The sequence below is a fragment of the Streptomyces sp. NPDC086147 genome (assembly GCF_040702165.1).
Taxonomy (GTDB): Bacteria; Actinomycetota; Actinomycetes; order Streptomycetales; family Streptomycetaceae; genus Streptomyces.
Window position 1 is genome coordinate 1 of the sequence record NZ_JBFBJO010000037.1, and the last position, 22,030, is coordinate 22,030.

18 protein-coding genes and 6 pseudogenes are annotated in these 22,030 nt (G+C 69.3%); 17 read left to right on the forward strand and 7 right to left on the reverse strand.

Annotated elements, in window-relative coordinates; genetic code table 11:
• The first annotated feature begins 135 nt into the window (after positions 1–135).
• The 3 genes and pseudogenes from AB0398_RS33375 to AB0398_RS33385 all read left to right on the forward strand — a co-directional run.
• Positions 136–953, forward strand: a protein-coding gene (locus AB0398_RS33375) for an IS5 family transposase (RefSeq protein WP_366379428.1) whose coding sequence is annotated in 2 segments (ribosomal slippage) — positions 136–484 and positions 484–953 — 819 coding nt in all. Because the reading frame shifts where the segments join, the coding sequence is not laid out codon by codon here.
• 599 nt (positions 954–1,552) lie between these two features.
• Positions 1,553–2,360 (forward strand): annotated as a pseudogene (locus tag AB0398_RS33380) (transposase family protein).
• A 72-nt stretch (positions 2,361–2,432) separates the two neighbouring features.
• Positions 2,433–2,549 (forward strand): annotated as a pseudogene (locus tag AB0398_RS33385) (IS5/IS1182 family transposase); the annotation flags it as partial.
• 502 nt (positions 2,550–3,051) lie between these two features.
• Here the strand turns inward: AB0398_RS33385 and AB0398_RS33390 are convergent.
• Positions 3,052–3,288: a hypothetical protein gene (locus tag AB0398_RS33390; protein ID WP_366379429.1), complete on the reverse strand. Its 237-nt coding sequence runs from the start codon at positions 3,286–3,288 to the stop codon at positions 3,052–3,054.
• 796 nt (positions 3,289–4,084) lie between these two features.
• Here AB0398_RS33390 and AB0398_RS33395 point away from each other — a divergent pair.
• Complete coding sequence (locus AB0398_RS33395) at positions 4,085–5,683, forward strand: choice-of-anchor P family protein (RefSeq protein WP_366379430.1); 1,599 nt, start codon at positions 4,085–4,087, stop codon at positions 5,681–5,683.
• A 515-nt stretch (positions 5,684–6,198) separates the two neighbouring features.
• Here the strand turns inward: AB0398_RS33395 and AB0398_RS33400 are convergent.
• Entirely contained in the window at positions 6,199–6,609 is a 411-nt protein-coding gene (locus tag AB0398_RS33400) for a RidA family protein (RefSeq protein ID WP_366379431.1), read from the reverse strand.
• A gap of 76 nt (positions 6,610–6,685) precedes the next feature.
• On the opposite strand from AB0398_RS33400, the gene AB0398_RS33405 reads away from it, so the two are divergent.
• Positions 6,686–7,048, forward strand: coding sequence for a helix-turn-helix domain-containing protein (locus AB0398_RS33405; protein WP_366379432.1), 363 nt, complete (start codon positions 6,686–6,688; stop codon positions 7,046–7,048).
• 187 nt (positions 7,049–7,235) lie between these two features.
• Here the strand turns inward: AB0398_RS33405 and AB0398_RS33410 are convergent, their stop codons facing one another.
• Complete coding sequence (locus tag AB0398_RS33410; RefSeq protein WP_366379433.1) at positions 7,236–8,141, reverse strand: LysR family transcriptional regulator; 906 nt, start codon at positions 8,139–8,141, stop codon at positions 7,236–7,238.
• Positions 8,142–8,280: 139 nt separating this feature from the next.
• Here AB0398_RS33410 and AB0398_RS33415 point away from each other — a divergent pair, with 139 nt between their 5' ends.
• From AB0398_RS33415 to AB0398_RS33425, 3 genes and pseudogenes are all read left to right on the forward strand, one after another.
• Complete coding sequence (locus tag AB0398_RS33415) at positions 8,281–9,099, forward strand: 3'(2'),5'-bisphosphate nucleotidase CysQ (RefSeq protein ID WP_366379434.1); 819 nt, start codon at positions 8,281–8,283, stop codon at positions 9,097–9,099.
• A 41-nt stretch (positions 9,100–9,140) separates the two neighbouring features.
• On the forward strand, positions 9,141–9,737 hold the full coding sequence (locus tag AB0398_RS33420) for an NAD(P)-binding domain-containing protein (protein ID WP_366379435.1): 597 nt from the start codon (positions 9,141–9,143) through the stop codon (positions 9,735–9,737).
• Between the two features lie 407 nt (positions 9,738–10,144).
• Positions 10,145–10,529 (forward strand): annotated as a pseudogene (locus tag AB0398_RS33425) (transposase); the annotation flags it as partial.
• 57 nt (positions 10,530–10,586) lie between these two features.
• On the opposite strand, the gene AB0398_RS33430 reads toward AB0398_RS33425, so the two are convergent.
• The gene (locus AB0398_RS33430) at positions 10,587–11,291 is read right to left on the reverse strand and encodes a hypothetical protein (RefSeq protein WP_366379436.1); all 705 of its coding nucleotides are present in this window, start codon (positions 11,289–11,291) and stop codon (positions 10,587–10,589) included.
• A gap of 226 nt (positions 11,292–11,517) precedes the next feature.
• Here AB0398_RS33430 and AB0398_RS33435 point away from each other — a divergent pair, with 226 nt between their 5' ends.
• Positions 11,518–12,096 (forward strand): hypothetical protein, encoded by a 579-nt coding sequence (locus tag AB0398_RS33435; RefSeq protein ID WP_366379437.1) that lies wholly within the window; start codon positions 11,518–11,520, stop codon positions 12,094–12,096.
• Positions 12,097–13,202: 1,106 nt separating this feature from the next.
• Here AB0398_RS33435 and AB0398_RS33440 read toward each other — a convergent pair.
• Positions 13,203–14,342: a helix-turn-helix domain-containing protein gene (locus AB0398_RS33440; RefSeq protein ID WP_366379438.1), complete on the reverse strand. Its 1,140-nt coding sequence runs from the start codon at positions 14,340–14,342 to the stop codon at positions 13,203–13,205.
• A 131-nt stretch (positions 14,343–14,473) separates the two neighbouring features.
• On the opposite strand from AB0398_RS33440, the gene AB0398_RS33445 reads away from it, so the two are divergent.
• Complete coding sequence (locus AB0398_RS33445) at positions 14,474–15,490, forward strand: ferredoxin reductase (protein ID WP_366379439.1); 1,017 nt, start codon at positions 14,474–14,476, stop codon at positions 15,488–15,490.
• 7 nt (positions 15,491–15,497) lie between these two features.
• A complete protein-coding gene (locus tag AB0398_RS33450) occupies positions 15,498–16,616 on the forward strand; it encodes an acyl-CoA desaturase (RefSeq protein ID WP_366379440.1) in 1,119 nt (372 codons plus the stop codon).
• A gap of 206 nt (positions 16,617–16,822) precedes the next feature.
• Here AB0398_RS33450 and AB0398_RS33455 read toward each other — a convergent pair whose 3' ends face one another.
• Positions 16,823–16,978, reverse strand: a complete 156-nt coding sequence (locus tag AB0398_RS33455; RefSeq protein WP_366379441.1) for a hypothetical protein — start codon at positions 16,976–16,978, stop codon at positions 16,823–16,825.
• A 279-nt stretch (positions 16,979–17,257) separates the two neighbouring features.
• Here AB0398_RS33455 and AB0398_RS33460 point away from each other — a divergent pair.
• Positions 17,258–17,545: pseudogene (locus AB0398_RS33460) on the forward strand (transposase); the annotation flags it as partial.
• 28 nt (positions 17,546–17,573) lie between these two features.
• On the opposite strand, the pseudogene AB0398_RS33465 reads toward AB0398_RS33460, so the two are convergent.
• Positions 17,574–17,874, reverse strand: a pseudogene (locus AB0398_RS33465) (hypothetical protein).
• A gap of 1,673 nt (positions 17,875–19,547) precedes the next feature.
• Between AB0398_RS33465 and AB0398_RS33470 the strand changes: the two are divergent.
• The 5 genes and pseudogenes from AB0398_RS33470 to AB0398_RS33490 all read left to right on the forward strand — a co-directional run bounded on the left by AB0398_RS33470 (position 19,548) and on the right by AB0398_RS33490 (position 22,013).
• On the forward strand, positions 19,548–20,252 hold the full coding sequence (locus tag AB0398_RS33470; protein WP_366379442.1) for a GPR1/FUN34/YaaH family transporter: 705 nt from the start codon (positions 19,548–19,550) through the stop codon (positions 20,250–20,252).
• A gap of 145 nt (positions 20,253–20,397) precedes the next feature.
• Positions 20,398–20,571 carry a CsbD family protein gene (locus tag AB0398_RS33475; protein WP_366379443.1) on the forward strand — a complete coding sequence of 58 codons (174 nt, stop codon included), beginning with the start codon at positions 20,398–20,400 and terminating at the stop codon, positions 20,569–20,571.
• 462 nt (positions 20,572–21,033) lie between these two features.
• Positions 21,034–21,126 (forward strand): annotated as a pseudogene (locus AB0398_RS33480) (hypothetical protein); the annotation flags it as partial.
• Entirely contained in the window at positions 21,127–21,609 is a 483-nt protein-coding gene (locus AB0398_RS33485) for a hypothetical protein (protein WP_366379444.1), read from the forward strand.
• A gap of 26 nt (positions 21,610–21,635) precedes the next feature.
• Positions 21,636–22,013, forward strand: coding sequence for a transposase (locus AB0398_RS33490; protein WP_366379445.1), 378 nt, complete (start codon positions 21,636–21,638; stop codon positions 22,011–22,013).
• The last annotated feature ends 17 nt before the right edge of the window (positions 22,014–22,030 follow it).

The window sequence follows — 22,030 nt, forward strand, 5'->3', positions numbered from 1 at the left end:
CAAAGGAGGAACCACAGACGAAGGCTTGAAAGACACCACACCAGGATCCCACCAGCACGGCCGCCATACCCATGGAACTAACGAAAAGATCAGTAAGACCGTGTCCTATGTGGTGAGGCGGTCGTTGGGCACGTCATGGGGCGGGGTACGTGGAGTTGGATTGTTCCGGACGGGTTGTGGGAGATCGCGAAGCCGCTGATCCCGCCCTCTCGGGTGCGGCCGCAGGGCGGTGGGACGCAGGACACGCCTGATCAGACGTTGTTCGCCGCGATCACCTACGTGCTGGTGTCCGGCTGTGCCTGGCGGTCTCTTCCGCCCTGCTTCGGGATATCGAAGTCGACCGCGCACCGCCGGTTCCTGATCTGGTCCAGGGCCGGGGTGTGGGGCCGGCTGCACGAGGAGATCCTGCACCGCCTCGACGACGCCGGCCTGCTCGACCTCTCACGCGCCGTCCTCGACTCCGCCCACGTCAGGGCGAAAAAAGGGGCGATCTCACCGGTCCGAGCCCCGTGGACCGTGGCAAGGCGGGTTCCAAGATGCACGTCCTGTCGGACGCGAACGGACTGCCCCTCCTCGTCGGCATCTCGGCCGCCAACACCCACGACAGCCAGGCCCTGAAGCCCATGGTGCTCGGCCACCAAACGAGACACGACCCCCATCGCGGCCGTCACTTCAAACCCCAGCGCCTGCACGCCGACAAGGCTTACGACATACCTGAACTGCGGAAATGGCTCCGCGGCAAACGCATCGGCGTCCGCATCGCCCGCAAGGGCATCGAGTCCAGCGAGCGACTTGGACGCCGCAGATGGGTCATCGAGCGGACCATGTCCTGGCTGACCGGATACCGCCGGCTCAACCACCGCTACGAGCGCCACCCACGTAACTACCTGGCCTTCCTCGGCCTCGCCGCAGCCATCTGCTGCTACAAACGACTCATCCGCCTCACCACATAGGACACGGTCTAAACACTCAGCGTCCCGTGCGTCCCCGGCTGCTCGGGCACAGGAGAAGCCATGGCGCGACGGCGACGCCCCAAACCCCTGGTAGCTGGCCGCGCGCCCTGAGATCGTCCGCAGGTGACCGACGTTGCTGGTGGAGAAACGACCTCGGGACGACCGGACGACCGCGCCGCGTCCACCCTGCGCTTCGCGACGGAACTCGTCGCGTAGGTGGCCACCCCCTGGGCCCTGACCAGCCGCTCATGGCTCCTTGCCGTCGTGTCCGTAGTGCCCCTGATCGGCCTTCCGACTCTTTTCTCCACCCGGGGGGACAAGGCCAACGTGATCATTGCGGTGCCGGGCTGGGCAACGGTCCTACTGGTGCTGCTCCAACTCGCCGCGGCTGTGATCTCCTCGTGGCTGGCCTGGCCCGCTTGGGCAGCGATCCCCGTAACCCCGCTGGCCGTCAGCGCCCTTGTCACCGAGCGTCGGCGCTGGCGGTGGCTGGTTTCTGCGGACCAACTCGCCAACTGAGCCGTTTTCATCCTGTCTCTGTGGAGTGAAATGACAGGTCAGCGGGGTGGTGTGACGAGGCGAGGCCCCTGGTTGTTGCGGTGGTGTTCTCTACCCACCACGCATCGTCCCAGGAGCCCCGCTCGGTCCCGTACCGTGCCACGGTCGACGTCCCGCATGAGCTGGTTGAGCATGTTTCCCGGCTCATCTACGCACGAAGGTGTGAACACCGCTCCCGGCGGCGGAGGCCGGACTGTTGCCAGCAGGCCCTGCTCGCGCTGGTGCACCTGCGCAAGAACGAGACGCTGCCCGTTCCGGCAGCCGGCTTCGGCGTCTAGACAACCAAGGCCTGGCGCTACGTCAGCGAGACCCTCGACACCCTCGCAGCGTGGGTGTCAGGCCTGCACGAGGCCCCGACCGGCCCGCGCGAGGGCGACCATGTGATCGTCGACGGCACCTTGATTCCCATCGACTGCATCGCCGCCGATGAGCCGTACTACTCGATGAAGCACCGCAAGCACGGTATGAACGTGCAGGTCATCGACCGGCCCGACGGCACACCGCTGTGGTTCTCCCGCGCGACACCCGGCCGCACCCGCGACCTGACCGCGGCCCGAGCCCACGGCATCGTGCAGGCCTGTCTCACCAGAGGGATCCTCACCCTCGCCGACCGTGCCCATCAGGGCGCCGGCGCAACCGTCCGCACCCCGTACAAGAACCACCGCGAACAAACCCGAGCACTACCAGCAGTTCGACCGAGACCACACCCGCCTGAGAGCTCCCGGCGAACGCGCCTTCGCGCAGCTGAAGTCCTGGCGCACCCTCCGCCGGGCCCGATGCTCCACCCGACGCATCGGCACCATCGTCCAAGCCGTCCACACCCTGCTGACCTGCAGCTATTCAGGATGAAAGAGGCTCACTGACCAGATGCTGTACGTGAGACAGTGTGGGCGGCGATGCGCTGCGGCGGGGAGGGCCGCGATCCTCACCCGGCTCCAGGCCGAGGCGGACGCGAAGGGCCCGATCACCTGGGAGGTCAACGTGGACTTTACCGTCTGCCGGGCCCACCAGCACGCCGCCGGGGCGGCGAAAAGAGGGACCTCCAGAAGGAGCCACCCAGCGGGATTTCCGTCGAGCCGACCGACCTCGGGTGGTTGTCCGCCACCGGCTGCCGGTAAGGCATTCGACCCGTTCACTTGAAGGATGAAGGGCGTTGGGTCCGGACCACCCGGTCCGGGCCTTCGTCATGCCTCGGGAAATTTCCTTCCCGGCCGCTGCTGTTCGGGGGCTTCCAGACGGCTCTAGGGGGTGAAGGAGGCCCTCCCGATCCAGGCCGAAACGTAAGCACCCGCGACCTGCCACCGCCGTGCAGCAGGTGGCCGTCGGCGTGGCCACCGCGATAGTCCGGGGTACCGCCCAGGGCACGTCGCAGACTCTCACGACCCGTCCGACGGAAGAGTTCCCTACCGAACCGCCTGACTGGTTCAGCTCCCTGGGGACTTCGTCAGGGGGCTGTGGGAGTAGCCGCCGAGGCCGGGCAGGGTCATCCCTGCCCGGCCTCCTCATTGGTCAGCCGGAACCATGCGCCTCCAACAGCCGATCAGGTGATGCGGGAGATCAGGGCGGTGGCGTTGTCGGCGTACGGGTCCCGCTGCGCGCAGGTGCGGTGGACGGCGTTGCCGAGCAGGCGCTCGGCTGCCTCGCGCGGGCCGCCGGTGAGGTAGCCGGTCAGGTTGTGGTCGGCGTCTTCGTGGGGTTCGTAGGCGCCGTCGGAGGCGAGCAGCAGCCACCCGGGGCGGGCCTGGCCGCGCAGGTGCTCGATCGCCGGTGGCCCCACCAGCGTTCGGTCTCCTCGTCGTCGCGGATTCCGCCGAGGCAGGCAGTGATCAGCCGGCCCTCCCCGAACACGCCACGCTGCGCCCTGAAGAGCGCGGCTTGACCGGAGATTCGCCATCGGCTCCTCAGAGCAGTGATCGCAGGCAGCGGTTCAGGGGGCTGGATGCCGGTACCGTACGGGCCGCGATGGACCAAGCCCCGCTCTCCGGTGGGGCGGCGGCGGACCGGATCGCCGAGGCGCTCGGCACGCTGCCTCCCGAAGACGGAAGCGAAGGCGGTGTCAGAACCGGCGTGGAGGCCGGGCAGGCGAGAGAGGCGGCTGCCCTGGGAGACGGTGGCTGGTTCCTCTCGGGGCTGATGCGGCCGGGGCGGTAGTCGTCGGCAGGCCCGTCGCGGCCGGATACCCGAGGCGGCAGTCCCTTGGCGTAGCTGGAGAGGATCTGACGGCGCATGCGCCCGGCGCGCGCCGCCCTGCCCTCCTGTGTGCGCTGCTGCCGGGTCCGGGCGTGGCAGCCAGACTGGTTACCGTTTCGCGGCTGGGCATCGCCTGCCGGGTCGGGCCACGGCCGTCGGGCGGCCCGCGCCGCTCGACAACAGGCTTCCCGCACACCGCGTTTGCGGTCTGCGGGGTGAATCGAGGAGGGGAAGACGTGTACAGACACTTACCGGGTCGGCCGCGCCGGACCGTACCGTTCCTGCATGCCGTCGCGACGTCCGGCCTGGCGTGCGTGGCGGTACTGGCCGCCGCATTGCCCGCGGCCGCCGCACCCGCGCCCAACGGAACCGGAACCGCGACCGTGTCCGCGCCGGTACCCCGCGCGGCGACCGTGCTCTTCGAGGAGGGGTTCGAGAACGCCCCGGGGGCTCCCCGCCTGCTGACCTCGTACACCGGGGCTCCGCCGCTCGCCGAGACGTACACCGCCGACCCGGCCTGGCTGACCGCCTGCAACGGCTGGCTGGTCTCAGCGGCCGACCCCGCCACCGCCCCGGCGGGCAGCGGCTGCGGGACGTCCTGGCCCTCTCAGCAGGCCATGGCCTCGGCACTGGCCGAATGGGCCGGCGGCGACCCGGCCGTCAACCACGCCGTCACCGCGTACACCGCGGGGAACCCGGGAGCCGGAAAGACACAGCTGGAGACGGTGCAGCCGGTACCGGTGGCGGCGACCGGCCGCTTCCTGACCTTCTCGGTGGACGCGGCGGCCGTCAACTGCTTCGCCGCGCACCCGCTGCTGGAGTTCTCCCTGCTCGACGGAGAGCAGGCCGTCCCGGCGTTCACCGATCCCATCGACACGTGTACCGACGCCGATAAGGTCACCGCGAACGGCACGCACGTCGGCACCTACGCGGGCGACGACGCCGTGCTCTTCTCGGGCACCTCGGCCGGTGTCCGCATGGTCAACGCGCAGGCCAGCGGGACCGGCAACGACGGCGCGATCGACAACCTCCGGATCCTGGACGCCACACCGCAGCTCAGTACGGCCTTCGCCCCCGACCCGGTGGGCGTCGGCGACTTGACCACGCTGACCTTCACCGTCACCAACACCACCGAGAAGGCGGCGAAGCGCGGCTGGTCCTTCACCGAGCAGCTACCGCCCGGGCTCGTCGCCGACCCCGGCTCCGCCACCACCAACTGTCTTTCCGGCACGGTCACCGTCGCCCCCGGTGGGCACGGTCTCGCCTCCGGCGGCGACCTCGCCGCCGGGCAGGAGTCCTGCACGATCACGGTCCGGGTGACCTCGGCCCGCAGCGGCACGTACACCCTGTGCGCCACGGCGACCACCGCCCGGCACGGCATCGACCCGCCCGGCTGCACCTCGGTGACGTTCGTGGCACTGCTCATGGACGCACACGCCCGGGCCGTCACGGCCGCCCCGATCGCGCCGCTGGCCCCTGCGGACGTCACCTGCACCGAGGACCCGGCCACCGACGGTGCCCAGCTCGGCAACACCCATGTCGGCTCCTCCACCGGCTCATTCACCTCCGCCACGACCCACACGGCGGGCACCACGGGCACCGGCGGCGCCCGTACAGCCACCTCCACCGCCACCGTGAACGGACTGCATCTCCTCGGCGGCCTGGTCAGCGCGGGCACGGCGACCGCCACGGCCACCGCGACCGCACCCACGGCACTGGGCACGATCACCGTCACCGGCGCGACCACCCTGACCGGAGCCCGCGTGGGCAACACCACGCTCGCTACCCACCCGGCGCCGAACACCGTCATCACCCTCCCGCAGCTCGGCACGGTCACCCTCAACGAGCAGCGGGTGTACGGCGACGGGCGCGGTCTCGTCGTCAACGCCCTGCACGTCCGGCTGTCCGACGGCACCGACATCGTCGTCGGCGGTGCCCGCGCCTCCCTCACCCGGACCCCGGGCCCCTGCCCCTCGCCCTGACACCAGATTCCCCGGATCGACCCCCACCGGCCCCGGCGATTCCGGGTGCCGGCCCTCGCGGCCCCTTCCTGTACGCACCGACGGCGAAGGGGCCGCGCCGCGCCCGGGCACAACCGACACGTGCCCGGTGCCGGGCAGCGGGCCGGCCTCGCGCGCCGGGTGGGCGACGACAAGGTCCGGCGGGCGGGCTCGCCGTCGGCGGGACGGGCAGCCGGGCGCGCTACCGGGACGACGGGCGGGGTCGTCGGTCGAAGCGCTGGACACCGGCTCCGTGCGGGCCGCCGCGACGATCGAGGAGCCGATCTTCGGAGCAGCGGCGAACCGGACCGCCGAGGCGCTCGACACACACCGAACGTGCACGGACAGAAGACGGCGGTGACGTCCTTCGTGGTCGGCCGGTTCATCACCCGCGGGCTGCCGGTCGACCTGTCCGGCAACCCGAAGGGCACGCTGCACCACCCCGGTCAGGCCGCCGACGGTGCCGTGGACGCCGTGCCGCTGCGCCGGCGCGGGGGTCAGTCGAGCAGTGCGGTGGCTTCCACTTCTACGAGCACGTCCGGTTCGAAGAGGTGGTCGACGCCGATCAGAGAGGCGGGCGGCAAAGGGAGCCGGAGCCCGATTTCATCGGCGACGGCCTCCACACCCGCCATGAAGTCGCCGATCTTTTCAGGACTCCACCGGGTGACGTAGAACGTCAGGCGCAGTACATCCGCGAACGACGCCCCCGCGCTCGCCAGTCCGACGGAGGTATTGCGCAGTGCCTGGGCGACCTGCCCGGCCAGGTCGCCGGGCGCGACCGGGGTTCCGTCGGCCCGGCGTGCGATCTGTCCGCTGACATGGACGTGTCTCGATCCGGTGCCGACCGCGACGTGGTGATATGGAACCGGTTGCAGCATGCCTTCCGGCGTGAAGTGCTGGACAGCCATCGTGCCCTCCTCCTGTACGGGGTATCCATAAGATACTTAGTGGATTAAGGACACTTCAACGAGACCAGGTTTCTCCATGGATACCGTTTTCATCGGCCCCCCGCACCGCGAACTGCTCGACCAGGTTCTCGACAAATGGTCACTCAGTGTTCTCAGCGAACTGTGCGAACGGCCATGCCGCTTCAACGAGTTGCGCCGGGCGATCCCGCACGTCACGCAGAAGTCGCTGACCGCGACACTTCGGCGACTCGAGCGAAACGGCGTGATCGAGCGCGAGGTCGTGTCCACCCGTCCGGTGGCGGTCAGATACCGGATCACGCCCTTGGGCAAGACCCTGCGTCCCCCTGTCGACGTGCTGCTCGCATGGGTGTCGGAGAACATGCCGGCCATCACACGCGCCCGTGATGCCTTCGACGCACAGGAAGAGGCAAACCTCTGATCCCCCCCGCCCGCAACGCGGTTACGTCGGTGTCCCGTGCCCCTTCGGACTACGCGGGCACGTTGCGGTGGTCATGCCCGCCTTCCGTAAAGGGCCGGTGATTCTTTACGGGTCGTTGTCCCGACCAGCCGCGCGATCTTGAGGCGGGGCGTACGAAGGTGCGGGCCGAGCGGCCGGGCGGCGCAGGTTATGGCGCCGCGCACGCGGTCAGCACGGTTCGCGCCAGTTCGCGCAGCCAGGTGTGCTCGTGATCGGTGTCGTAGCGCTGATGCCACGACAGGTACACCGGTGCCGACGGCAGTTCGAACGGCAAGGGAAACGCGACCAGTCCGAGGGTGGCGGCATGGGAGCGCGTGGTGGCTTCCGGGACGGCGACCAGGAGGTTCGAGCCGCGCGCGAACTCCAGCGCGGCCGCTTCCGTGGGCGCGGTCGCCACCACGCGGCGGGTGAGGCCCAGCCGAGCGAGTGCCTCGTCGAGGGCATTGCCGAAGTTTCCGCGTCGCGAGACGGTGACGTGCTCGGCGGCGGCGTACTGCTGTGCGGTGACGGCCCCGGCGCGGGCCAGGGGGTGTTCCCGCCTCATGACGAGGACAAGACGGGTCTCCCCCACGTTCTCGACGCGGATGTCCGGCGCGCCGGGGTGGTTGGCGTTCGCCTCCAGGTCGACCTCACCGCGCCGCAGCCCGGGGGTGTCGACGCTCGATTCCGCGAGGAAGCGCAGCCGCACGCCCGGCGCCTGTTCCCGTACGGCCGCGAGCAGCGCGGGGCCGCCGAGGGCGACCAGGGAATCGTGCCAGCGGAGCGTGAAGGTGCGCTCCAATGTCGCCAGGTCGAGCGCGCGGCTCGGCGCCAGCACCCCCTGGACCTGGTGCAGCAGCTCGTGCACCTGTTCCCGTACGGCGATCGCGTACGGCGTCGGGGTCATCGTGCGGCCGGTTCGAACCAGGATCTGGTCCCCCGTCGTACGACGGATCCGGCCCAGGCTCCGGCTCATCGCGGGAGCGGTGACATGAAGGCGCGCGGCCGCCCCGGCCACACTGCCCTCCTCCAGCAGCGCGTCGAGCGCGGTGAGCAGATTCAAGTCCAATTGCATGGCAGTAATCCTAGGCGTTCCTGACATGCAGTTGAAGTTAACGATGGGGCTCTATACGTTCGAAACGAAGCGCAAGCGGGCCGCACAGCTCGGCTCGACCGCCCCGATCACTCCTCCTTCTTCCGACGGGAGCACCACCATGTCCGAAACACTCCGGGCCACCGATGTCGCCGCCTCCGACACCGACCTGCTCGACCGGACTGCGGCCGCCGTACGCGACGCCGGTTCGGCGTTGCGCGAGCGTTTCGGCGAAACGGTTCCCTATCGGACCCGCGAAGAGCTGATGCGCGCGCTCGCCGCCAACGACGACACGGCTCTGGACATCCTGCGACCCCGCCTGACGCGCCTGCGCCCGAACGCCGGCTGGGTGGAGGAGGAGTTGGACGGCGGGGCGCTGCCGCCCGGCGAGTGGTGGGTCGTGGATCCGGCCGAGGGCAATGTCAACCATCTGCACGCCCTGCCGGAGTGGGCGGTGACCGCCACCCTCGTGCGCGACAACCAGCCGGTGCTCACCGCGGTCCACCTGCCGTTGACCGGCGACACCTACACCGCGCTCACCGGCGCGGGCGCCCACCTCGACGGCCGACCGCTGCGCGTCTCCGCGACGACGGACCTCGGACTGGGCATCGTGGCCACCAGCCAGGCCCGGCCGGACGAGGACGAGAAGGTGGTGCGGCGCATCGGCTCCTCGATCACCGCGATGCTCTTCGACGCGCTCGTCGTCCGTACCTCCGTACCGGCGACCCTGCACCTGCTGGACGTGGCCGCCGGTCGGATCGACGCCTTCTGGCAGTTCTCCGGGGCCCGCGCGGACCTGCTTCCCGGGGCACTGCTCGTCACCGAGGCCGGCGGACGAATCTCCGACGCCGAGGGCCGCCCCTGGACCCCGCACAGCGAAAGCTTCGTGGCCGCCGCGCCCGGCATCCACGCCGAGGCCGTCGCCACCCTCTCCCGCTGACCCCGCACCACGATCCGCACCCATGGAAGGACCCCGTCATCATGACCACGATCGCAGTTCTCGGAAACGGCCGCGTCGGCGGCAACCTGGCCGCGGCACTCACCCGGGCGGGGCACGAAGTGTCCGTGGCGGACCGCACGCCGGGCAGCGCCGCCCAGGCGGCTCGGACGGCCCGGATCGTCATCAACGCGACCCCGGGCGCCGGCTCGCCGGAGCGGCTCGCGGCCCTGCGTGCGGAACTGCGGGGCAAGATCCTCGTCGACGTCTCCAACGCCACCGTGGACGGACCGGACGGACTGCCCGCCGACCTGCTCCACCCCGGTTCGAGCCTCGCCGAAAAGCTCCAGGAGACCCTTCCCGAAACGCACGTCGTCAAGACGCTCAACACCATGCTCTTCCCGGTGATGACCGCACCGGACACGCTCACCGAGAAGCCCACCGCGTTCCTGTCCGGTGAGGACCCGCAGGCCAAGGGGACCGTACGCGAACTGCTCGTCGACCTCGGCTGGCGCGAGGAGTGGATCACCGACCTCGGCGGCATCCGCACCGCCCGCGCCACGGAGGCCGCAGTCCTGTTCGTACCTCACGTGATCCGCTCCAGCGGATTCATGCCCTTCGCGATCTCGATCACCCGCTGATCCGCACGCCTACGGCGCTGCCCCGGAGGGACACGGCAGTACCCGGGCCGGAGGTCCAGCATCCTACGCGCCGGCCTGCGGCTGTCCTTCGTGGCGGCGCTCGCGCGGAAGGTCGCCAGCGTGCTGGAGGAGCCGCAGCTGGCCACGGTGTGACGGCGGAGGTCGCCGCATCCTTGGATGGTGCGCTCCGAACCGGGCCCGGGGCTGTTGGCGCTGGTTCGGTGGCGCTTCGTCATGTCGTCGGTTCCGTCGGTCGGCCGCCGAAGAAGCGCATGGGCGTCGACGCGATCATCCGGATCGTCGTCGGTGGTCTCTTCGGTCTGTCCATACTGATTGGCATCCTGGGTGCCGCTCTCGATTGCCCGCTGGGAGTTGGTCGAGCCGGTGTTGTCGGCCTGTCGGCCGACACCGCAGAGAGCGTGCAGGACTCCACCGCCGGCGCCGCGCTGCTCGACCGGGTCGCCGCCGGCCATCCCCGCATCCGCAAGGTGTGGGTCGACGGCGGCTACCGCCAACACCTCGTGGAACATGCCGCCACTCTCGGCATCGACATGGAGATCACCGCCCGCAAGCCCGGGACCAGGGGGTTTCACTCCGATCCCGAAGCGGTGGGCGGTCGAGCGGACCTACCGCTGGCTCATGCCGAACCGCCGCCTGACCCGCGACTACGAAACCTTGCCCACCCGCTCCGAAGCCATGATCCACCTCGCCATGACCGACCTCACGGCCCGCCGCCTCACGAGTGAGAGCACCATCTCCTGGCGCGACCCGAAAAGCGCGCAGACGACCTGATCTCGGGATAAAATATTGGGCGAAAACGACCTCTGAGATCGGGCTGCTTGTGCGGGGTCAGCTGTTCTGCTTCCCTGTGTCGGGAAGGCAGGCTTGCGCCGGCTGCCTGACCTGGGTGCACAGCCCGCACCAGTCCTCGTTCCTCCACACGCCGCCCGTCACCGCGTGCCGTAGCGCATCGGCCGTGGTCGCCAGGTTCTCGGCACGCTCCGTAAAGCAACGCGCGATCCAGACGTCTTCTTCGCCCCACCATTTGTGAAGCTTCAGGTGAATCGCCGTCTCGCTGTCGACCCACCATCTGTCGGCGGGCCCGGTTGCCTCGGCGTCGAGGCCGGGGAGGCCGGTTGCGGCGACCGTCGGCTCCCGGCCGGGTTCGGTGGCGATCGCGAAGGTCACATGGGGACGGTCTCGGACCTGTGACAGCTGGGCGTGGGCTTCCAGTCGCTGAAGGATGCTGCTGTTGACGACCCGGGGGCGTCCCGCGAGTGTCATGACGGTGCGCTCGTCCAGGAGGACGTCGACCGGCCAGGTCTGGTCGCCGTCGAGGATGCCCGGGAAGGTCCAGCCGTCGGTGTTGAGGTAGATGATGGCCTCGCCGTTCAGGCCGTGTTCCATACCGTTGGGGCCGAGGAGCGGGTACCACAGGCCGCCGTAGCGTTCCTCAAAACGGATCATCGCCTCGACGGCCCCGGGCGGAACCGCTGCCTCGTTCCCGTCGGAAGTCTCCGCGCGGGCCAGTGCACGTATGAGGTCGGTGGGCATCCCAGGGCTACGCCGTGCCCGCGCCAGGAGAGTCGCGACGCGGGGCGACAAGCAAGGATCATCGAGGATGTGCACGTCAATACGCTAACAAGCGACTCAGGCGTCGCGGCCAACTGCCAACCATCTCGTCCCGTCACGGATCACTTCGAAGGAACTCGCCAAACTCGGCCGCTGGTTGGCGCGAGGGGCCGGGGATGTTGTCGGTAGCGGACGGTACGTTGCGGTCATGGGTGTCTATCTGGTGAGTGTCACCGCACAGGACTGGTCGCAGCCCGGGGAGGACGGGTACGGGGACGTCGCCGCCGCGCTGAACACCGAGCTGCAGCGGCGCGGGCTGCCCCCTTACGAAGTGCCGCGGGCCGCGCGGGATGCGTCGGGCTGGTTCGAGGAGAAGGTCAGCCCGTCCATGGAGGGCTTCGTGGCGCTGTGCAGGATGCGGCTGACCGATGCGGAGCTGTCGGCCCTCCTCGACTGGAGCGTGCTGGTCCCCCTCTCACTGGAGGAGGAGATCGTCCTCCCTGTCGGCACTGCGTACTCCGGCGAGGAGACAGTGGTCGCCGGGGCCCCGCGGGTGCTCGCCCTGGCCGAGCGGCTCGCCGGCGCCTTCGCACTGCCCGTGGACGCGATACCCACGGGCGAGAACCTCGCACTGAGCCTGTGGTTCCTGGACGGCGGAGCGGAACGAACCGCTCGGGCACGGCCGGGACCGTGGACCGAGGACCGGGACGCAGCCTTCTACGTGGCTCTCTATCTGCGCGCCGCGCAGTACTCCATGCGATATGGCTGCCCCATGACCTACTCCTGAGCCACAAGCGCAGCCAAGGGCCGAGGACCGTACCCGCGGCCCGCCCGAACCCGTGTCCTGCCGAACACCGCCACCTTGCACCGCTCCCCGAAACCCAGCGGCAGCGCTGCGCGTGCCCGACCGACGAGGAAGCCTCGGCCCACCACTCCGCCATAGGCCCCAGGTACGGCGCGGACCGGTGGTGTGAACAGGCACGCCCATGGCAGCCAGCCACACTCCCGATGGACGCCTGACCGCAGCAACTTGGCCACCTCGTGACAGCCGTGATCAGCGTCGCTGCACAACGCACGCGGGGCTAGATCGTGCCGTCCTTGCCGACACCCGTCCAGTGCCACCGTCACACCCATTCACACGGACCCTCTCCACCCCTGCCGGTGTCCTCTGACAGACAATCTTGACCGATTGCCAAATGATCTTGACTGCCGCCGAAGTGGCTCGTGCCGGGTCGGACCGCTGGTGGCAGGTGTACTCGTAGCCCAGCACGGCGCGCCTCCGCCCAGCCACGGGCTCTTACCGGGACTGCGCGTCCTTGCTCAACGGGGAACTTTCAGAAAGCCCCGGTGCTGTCGAAAATCGAGAACATTCACGCCAGGATGCGAGCGCCGACCGCCTCCCGGACCGACGCAGAAATGCTCTCCGCTCTCGGGTTCTGGCACAACTTCTGTGGAGTCGGACAGATCCTCGGCGCTCAAGGTCAGCGAGCCCGGAGAACCGGTAGATCGACCGGTCTGGCCTGAGGCAGGCGCAAGCCCGGTCTGCGTAGCTCCACAGAAGTTGTGCCACAACCGGCACTCATGAACGAAGCCGGGCGCCGAGACAGCCGGAAAGGCGGCACCCTCTGCGAGGGAGTACCGCCCTTCTTCGTGCGGTGCCGGGTCCGGTCAGCCCTGTGCGGTCTCGAAGACACTCTCGGCGTACCGCAACCGCACTTGTCGGCGGCAGCTCCCTCGACAGGCTTTCCGGGCCCTGTCCGGTCTTCGCATCGACCCCGGCCGGCTGGTTTCTGTCGCTCTCCCCCGGGGCGCATGAGCCGACGGGCGGTCCAGAGAACGAGGTACGGTCCGCGAACCGCTCGCTGACGCGGTCGTGGACGGTCGACACACGCGTCAGCCGGCCCGAAGGCCGACCGCCAGTGTCAGTTCGAGGACCCGGTGGGGCGATTCGAGGTCCGGAAACAGCTCCCGCAGCTGCGACATCCGGTAACGGACCGTCTGGGGGTGGACGAACAAGGCCGCCGCCACCTCGTTGCGCCTGCCCTGGTGCAGCAGCCACGCCCGCAACGTCTCCTCCATCCGCCGCGCGGTCGTGGCAGGCAGGGCCTGCAACGGGGCGAGGGCTCGGGCACGCAGGTCCGCGAACGCGTCCATGTCGGCGCTCAGCACCAGCTCGGGCAAGTGCTCCTCGGTGTCGCGGATCTCTGAGGAGAGGGAGCGCGCGCGTATGGCCCGTGCGTACGAGGCCGACGCACGGGTCCATGGCCGGGCCGGGCCGATCACGGCGGTGCGGTCGGTCAGCTGCCGCAGGAGACGTGGCCGGTCGGCATCGGGGACGAGCAGCACACCGGTGGCGTCCGGCAGGTCGTCGAGGACGAGGGTGTTCGGGTCGAGCGTGCGGTAGGCGGGGCGGGCCTGGGCGGCGGGCAGCAGGACCGCGGTCAGTGAAACCGGAGGGTGCCACCCGGCCCGTTGGCCGGAGGCCAGCAGCACGTCCGGGCTGGCGCCGGCGAGGAGGTCGCGGGCAAGGTGTTCCAGGTGGCGCTCGTGGGCCCTGCCCTGGGCGGCCAGCTCGTCGGCGTGGCCCGCGGCGCTCGCGGCGGAGAGCTCGTCGATGTAGGCGAAGGTCAGCTCGGCGAACTTGGCGACCTCGGCGGCGGGCAGCCCTGTGGGCACGGCACCCGCTGCCAGGCATCGCCAGGCCACGCGGGCGCCGACGCGGTAGGCGCCGAGCAGGGCGTCCATCGAACGGCCGTCACGCACCTCGCCGCGGCCCAGCTCGTAGGCCGCGTCACCGGCGTCACCGCCTGTGGCGTTTCCGCTCGCGAGGTCCAGGTAGTGCCCCAGGGCGGTGCGGACGGCTCGGCGGATGGTGCCGCCCATGCGGCCCGAAAGGGCGTTGGCGTAGGGAGGGACCTCGTCGATGATCGCCTGGACGACCTCGTCGGCGGTGGTCTTCAGCACGGCCCGAAGCGCGGTGACCGTCGTCTCGTCCAGGGCCAGTTCGCCGGCCCTCTGGATAGCATGGCTCATTTTTTGTTTCCTACGAACAATTCGGCCGATCAGATTCACGTCCTGCGGTCAGGACTTTACGCCCTGAGGCGCAGCAAGCTGGAGTGATGACGAGTGCAGCCCTTCGCAGCAGGGCGTGGAAAATGCTGGAGATGATCACGACGCCGCTGCTGCCGTCGGATTACCTGGACCTGGTCAGCCCGCTGCGCGCGGGCGCCGACCTGCGGGGGCGCATCGAGGCCGTGCGCCCCGAGACGGGTGACGCCGCGACTGTCGTGATCAGACCGGGACGGGGCTGGCGCGGCCACACGGCCGGCCAGTACGTACGGATCGGGGTCGATGTCGACGGGGTGCGCCTGTGGCGTGCCTACTCCATCACCTCGCCGACGAACCGCCGGGACGGCCGCGTCGCGATCACCGTGAAGGCGATCCCGGACGGCAGGGTCAGCAACCACCTGGTCCGTAGGGCGAGACCAGGCACGCTGGTCCAGCTCGATCAGGCGACCGGTGACTTCACGCTGCCGCAGGCCAAGCCCGCCAAGGTGCTCTACCTGACGGCCGGCAGCGGCATCACGCCCGTGATGGGCATGCTGCGTGACGTCGAGCTCGACGACGTCGTCATGATCCACTGCGCACCGCGGCCGCAGGACGTGATCTTCCGCGACGAGCTGCACGCCCTGGTCGCGGGCGGGAAGCTGCGGCTCACCGAGGTGCACACCGACACGGACGGCTTGCTCGACATCGCCCGTCTCGACGAGCTCGTGCCCGACTGGACCGAGCGCGAGAGTTGGGCCTGCGGGCCCGCGGGCCTGCTCGATGCCGCCGAAGAGCACTGGAGCGAGCACGGCGTCCGAGGACGCCTGCACACCGAACGCTTCCGTCCCGGCATCACCACCGTCAATAACGGCGGCGGCGGCGAGGTCACGTTCAGCGCCACCGGCAGGACCGTCGACGCGGACGGCGCCACGCCGTTGCTGGACATCGGCGAGGAGGCCGGCGTGCTCATGCCCTCCGGGTGCCGCATGGGCATCTGCTTCGGCTGCGTCACGCCGCTCAAGGCGGGCGCCGTCCGCGACCTGCGCACCGGCGAGATCATCGAGGCCGAGCCCGGCGTCCTCATCCAGACCTGCGTGTCCGCCGCGGCGGGCGCCTGTGACATCGAACGGTAGGAGCACCTTGACCGCCATCGACCCCACCGCCCACCTGACCGCGGAGCAGATCGAGGAGCTGGGTCGCGAGCTGGACGCGATCCGCGACGAGGTGATCGCCGGCCGCGGCGAGAAGGACGCCGCCTACATCCGTAAGGTCATCTCGGCGCAACGCAAGCTCGAGCTGGTCAGCAGAGGCGTTCTGCTGTTCTCGATCTTCCCGCCCGCGTGGCTGCTCGGCACCGTCGGGCTGTCCGTGGCGAAGATCATGGACAACATGGAGATCGGCCACAACGTCCTGCACGGCCAGTGGGACTGGATGCGGGACCCGAAGATCCACTCCACCACCTGGGAGTGGGATCACGTCTCGCCGTCCGAGCAGTGGAAGCACTCGCACAACGAGCTGCACCACACGTACACCAACGTGCTCGGCAAGGACAACGACCTCGGCTACGGCATCATGCGCGTCGACGAGGATCAGAAGTGGCACCCGTTCCACCTCGGCCAGCCTCTGTGGAACTTCCTCAACGCCTGCTTCTTCGAGTACGGCATCGCGGCCTACGACCTGGAGCTCGGCAAGAACCTGCACAAGCGCCGGCGCAAGAACCCGGAGTTCCGCGCGCAGGCCAAGGCCGTGGGTCGCAAGATCCGCAAGCAGGTGCTCAAGGACTATGTGATCCACCCGCTGCTGTCGGGGCCGTCGTTCCTCACCACGCTCGCCGCCACGTTCACCGCGAACCTGGTCCGCAACGTCTGGTCCCACTCGGTGATCATGTGCGGGCACTTCCCCGAGGGCGTACAGGTCTTCGAGCGCCGGTCGATCGAGGGCGAGACGCGCGGCCAGTGGTACCTGCGCCAGATGATGGGCTCGGCGAACATCAGCGGCAGCAAGGCCATGCACTTCATGACCGGCAACCTGTCGCACCAGATCGAGCACCACCTGTTCCCGGACCTGCCGAGCAACCGGTACGCCGAGGTCGCGGTGCGGGTGCGCGCGCTGTTCGAGAAGTACGAGCTGGAGTACGTCACCGGCTCGCTGCCCCAGCAGGTGTTCTCCGCCTGGCGCAAGGTGTTCAGGCTCTCGCTGCCGAACAAGAAGCCCGCGGTCGAAACGCCGGAGCACGAGCAGGATCTCGTCGCCGCCTGATTTCCGGTGCCGGTTCGGATCTCCCGACCGACCCCGGCAGCACGTCCGGGTTCGGCGGGGTCCATTGCGGACGGGGACGACCGCGACGTCGGACCGTACGACACGGAGCCCGGGGCGCACCGGTCATGACGACGTCCTGGGCTTCCTCGCCCGTACGGTGCGCGACGGCTTCGCCGTGGGCCTGATGCCGGGCCCGGGTGCGGTCGTCAGGTGGACAGCCAGGCCACGCCCACGATGACTGCAAGACCCATGCAGCACAGGGTCTGGCCGTCCCACGCCCGCCCGAGCGAGCGCTCCCGGAGCTCCATGAGAACTCCGAGGACGAGGACGAGGAGGACGAATGCGAGGGGTCCGAGGTACATGATTGTCTCCTGCGCGGGGGCGGGAGCGGTCGGTGCAGGGCTCGGACCAGGGAGGACATCGTCGGCCAGCCGTAGCCGCACCCTTTTCGAGCCCGTTCATTGGACGATGCCGGCTGCGCTCCACACTGCGCTCACCTGTCCGCAGGAGGCGTCGAAGTCGAGGCCCGGCGGGTGGTCCAGAGTGAAGGCGGCGGCGATGTCCCGGACGGCCTGGATGTCGAGGGCGAGGACGGTCAGCAGTTTCTCCGGGTCGGCGACGAGGCCGGTAACGGTCCGGTCCGCCCCGATCGAGTCCGCGCGGACAAGGCGTACGCCTCCCGCAAGAACCGCGCCTACCTGCGCCGACGCGGGATCCGCTGCACCATTCCCGACAAGGCCGACCAGGCCCGCAACCGCCGGAAGCGGGGCTCCTGCGGTGGCCGGCCGCCGCGCTTCGACCCGGTCGACTACCGCGAGCGTCATGCGGTGGAGTGCGGGATCAACCGCCTCAAGAGACACCGAGCTGTCGCCACCCGTTACGGCAAGCTCGCGGTCCGCTACGAAGCGACTGTCCTCGTAGCGGCCGTCAACGAGTGGTTCCGACCGGCACCCGTCGCTAGAGTTCGTAGTCCTGCGCCAGCTCTTCCCAGCGAATGCTGCGCAGCCCGAGGTCGGCGTCCTCCCCCGACGGCACATCCAAACCGGTCTGGAACCAGACCACCGTGAGAGCGGAACGGTGCAGCACAGGGTCGAGTTCAGAGGCGACCGCTGTCGAGCAGATGGAGGCCCCTGACCCTCATGTCATTGATGCGCTTGCACGGGTAGCCCTCCAGCATCCCTCCATAGGTCGAAGACATTCGCAGCTCGGTGAGCTCGATCGAACGTCCAGACGAGAGGGCTATGCGGCTCAGCGGCATGCCGACACCCTATGTGCAAGATCCACTTCCGACACACGGCCTAACGGCGTCGGGAGTTAGGGAGCGGTCTTTCAGGAGCAAACGGTAGGGCGGTGAGGGCCGCCGGGTTCGTCGTCGGTGAGCCAACCGAGCTGCAGTGCCTTTGACTCTGCTCGTCCAGCACGGTGACCAGACCGGTCGGCAGGCCGCCGGCCACGAGTCCAGTTCCGGTGGCCTGGAGCGGTCCCGGCATCTGTTTGCCGTTCATCGCGGCCATAACCGATGGGGGCGGCCTCCCTCGTCTTGGCCCTGGGTCAGATCACCCCTACTGAACACCGACGTCAACTCCGGCGTCTTCGCGGCGCGGGAGGGGCGGTGTCGTCGTTCACGGGTTCCCGGGGCCTACTTACTTCGGGGCCAGGGGTCGTCCTCGGCGGCCGGCAGTTCGGTGTCCCCCTCGTCCCAAGCGTTGACCCACCCGCACCGGGTGCACGCGTACCTCCCGTTCACGCCTCGGATCCGGCACCCACACCCCGAGCACTGGGTCTCTGTGATTTCCGGCGGCGAGAACGCCGGCCGCTGACGGGCGCTACGAGGCGAGGACATAGCGGGAGGGTACCGCCAACGCCATGTGGCAGGGAGGGATGCAGCCGCTCGACCAGTAGCAGTTCAGGCACACCCACTGGCCGTTTTGCTGCGATGCCGCCGCTCCGCACATCGGGCAGTTCATGACCCCATCCTCTCCGGAACAGACCCACCAGACAAGGCAACGCCCCCTCACTCGAACTCGAACCCGGATCACCAAAGCGACAGAAGCACGGGCGAAACGACCTGTCGCAATGCGGGTCCTTTCCTCACCGAGCCACGAGAGATGAGTGCCACCCCGCCGGCATGAGTGCCGCCCTCTCAAAGCCGGATTCGTCTCCGCACAAACAGGGAGCAGGACACAGGTGGCGAACCCTGCGGTAGCCGGGTGGGCCCATCCCCGCAGGTACGGAGAGCAGCTTTCTGACCTGCACCCCCACCTCACCAGTAGCCATCCCTGAACCACTTTCACCGAATCCGGCAAATCACCCATCCTGCGCAGGCGATAGTTCCGGGCCCTCAGCCGGATACGAGTCACGGCACCGACCGACACAAAGCCGAGTGGCCCGCACCGGACCGGTGCGAGCCACTCATCCGCCCAAGGCACCACCGGAAGAGGGAAAGCCCGGCGGGCCCTGCATACCCTGAGCACCCCCAAGCGCTCCACCCCCGCATGCCCCCGATGCCTTGACCCACACCCCAGGGGCTTCGCGGATACTGGCCGAACGCCAGAACACCGCAGCCGGCTGCGGGCCGGTGCGAAGGGGCGCTGGAGTGCTGGGGGCTGTCCGGGCGAAGGCGGCCGGTCAGGTGATGCCGAGACGGTACCGAATAGGGTGTCGGGTGGATCGCCTTCACAGCCGGGGGCAAGGCGGGCTGCCGCAAGGAGCCCGTGGGAGAGTTCCACCAGCCGGGCCAGAGCGTGGGCTTACGAAGGCAGTGCGGCCGGATCGATCCCGAGCACGCGGGCGGCTCGGTCGCGCCGGTGGCCGGGCCCTCGCCCCTCGACCCTGACCGGGCCGACGCCCGTCTCGGCATGGGAAGGGCCGAGTTCGGCACTGCGGGTGGGTCGGAACGGAGGAGTTGCGCCGGGCCCGTACGCTTCGGGCGTGTCCGATGCTTCCCGTACCCCCAGTCCCTCCGATCCGCCGGCCGTCGACGCGGTCACCCGGATCGTTCTGCGTCCCGTCGCCAGCCCCCTTCCCCTGGGCTTCTTCGCTCTGGGAATGGGCAGTGCGGTCCTGTCCACACTCCAGATCGGCTGGGTCCCCCTGGCGCAGAGCGAGGTGCTGCTGCTCCTGATACTGATCTTCGTCGTGCCGCTGCAGTTCGTCGCCGGAATCTTCGCCTTCCTCGCCCGTGACGCCGGTGCGGGCACCGCTCTGCTGCTGCTCGGTGCCTCCTGGGCCGGGACCAGTGTGACGTCGCTCGACTCCCCACCTGGGCAGCCGGTCGTCGCCCAGGCCGTCTTCCTCCTGGCGCTCGTACCCTTCGTCCTCGCGCTCGCCGGGGCCGCCGTCAAATCCAAGCCCCTGTTCGCCGTGCTGCTCACCCTCACCGCCGTGCGGTTCTGCCTGACCGGTCTGTACGAGGCGGGCGCGGGTGAGGTCTGGCAGTCGGCTGCCGGCTGGACGGGCCTGGGCATCGGGGCGTTCGCCCTCTACGGCGGCCTCGCCCTCCTCGTGGAGGACGGCGAACAGCGCACCGTCCTGCCGCTCTTCCGGCGCGGCGCCGCCCGTAGGTCCATCGAAGGAGACCTGCGGGAGCAGTTCACCGCCGCACAGCAGGAGGCGGGAGTACGCCACCAGCTGTGATCCCGGCCGAAGCGGAGCAGAGGGGTACGCCGGTCGCTGCTCTGCAAGTGGTGCGACCGGTTCAGCCCCGAGGGGGTTTGCCGGAGCCGCGGGCGGCAAGGCGTGGCTGCGGGAAGAGCATTCTGCGAAGCGAAGGGCGGATGTCATGGCCGGGGACGAGAAGGTTCAGGCGAAGGTCGAGCAGGCCAAGGGCAAGGTCGAGGAAGCGGCGGGCAGGGCGGTCGGCAACGAGCGCCTGACCGCGGAAGGCCGCGCCGACCAGGCCAAGGGCGACGCCCGCCAGGCCAAGGAGAAGATCAAGGACGCGCTCACCGACTGAGCACCGCGCAAGACCAGGCCCCCACCCCCTCCCCCAGGGTGTGGGGGCCTTTCACGTGCCGCCCGGGGCGCATACCGGAACCATCCGGCTCCACCGCACTGGCTTCGTTCACTTCAAAGGGTTCTGGCAGAGCTTTCGCGCAATGGCCACGATGAGTGACGGCTGAGCGTCTCTGGACGGTATGCGAAGTCGCCCGAAAATGGACGGTGGTCCGTGACGCTGGGCTGGCAGTCCGGCCGTGGAAGACGTTGTACTCCAGCTGAAGGCGCTGTTGTTCCCAGCGATCGCGGACATCGCGGTGCGGTCGGTGGGCGTGGATATCGAGAATGTGCGCCTTGACGCGCAGAGCACCGCTGCCGGCGCCGCCTGCCCGGGATGCGGGGTCTACTCGACCCGGGTTCATAGCTCCTACCTGCGGTTTCTCGCTGATGTCCCAAGCGTCGGACGAGGCAACGACCCGGGATCGAGGTCGTCTGCCGGGACCGCGCGCCGTTCTTCGCGGAAGACGCCACTGCCGGGGCACCCCAGGCGACGCAGGTCGCCGACCGCTGGCACTTGTGGCACAACCTCGAGGAAGCCGCTGAGCGGGCGGTCGCCCGCCACCGTCAGTGTCTTCGCGTCCTGGTCCCCGATCCCGAGGCGAAGACCGAACAACATGGGCTGCCCGAGGAGAAGGCGGACCCTCCCTGGCGGAGCGAGCGGTTCGCCAACCGCGTCCGAACCCGGCACACCACGGTCCACGCGCTGCTGGAAGCCGGACACAGCCGCCGCTCCATCGGGCGTCGGCTCCAGATGACCCACCGCACCGTCAAGAGCCTCGCCGACGCTGCGAAGCCGGAAGACCTCTTTCGTGGCCAGTGGCAGCACAGCAGGACCTCTGTCCTCGACGAGTACAAGCCCTACCTGGACGAACGTTGGGACGAGGGCTGCACCAACGCCTGGAAGCTCTGGGAGGAGATCGTTCCCTTGGGCTATCGCGGCAGCTACGGTCGGGTCACGCCTACCTGCGAGAGAAGCACACCTCGCCGCGGGCGGTGATCGCGCAACCGCCGGCACCCCGCGTGGTGACGAGACGGATCCTCAGTCGACCCGAGACGCTGACCGAGATCGAACAGCTCCGGCTCAAGTCCGTCCTGGCCAACTGCCCAGAACTCGATGCCCTGACCGGTCACGTCCGGCTCTTCGCCCACATGCTTACCGAGCGCCAGGGGGAACGACTCCCGCAGTGGCTCGACGCCGTCCGCCAGGACGACCTGCCCAGCCCCCACACTCTCGCGGCCGGCATCGACCGAGACCGCGACGCGGTCATCGCCGGCCTGACGCTGCCCTGGAGCTCCGGAGTCGTAGGAGGCCGCGTCAACCGGATCAAAATGCTCAAGCGCCAGATGTTCGGACGCGCCGGCTTCCAGCTTCTACGCAAGCGGGCCCTGTTCGCCCCGTAGTCATATTGTCAGTCCCT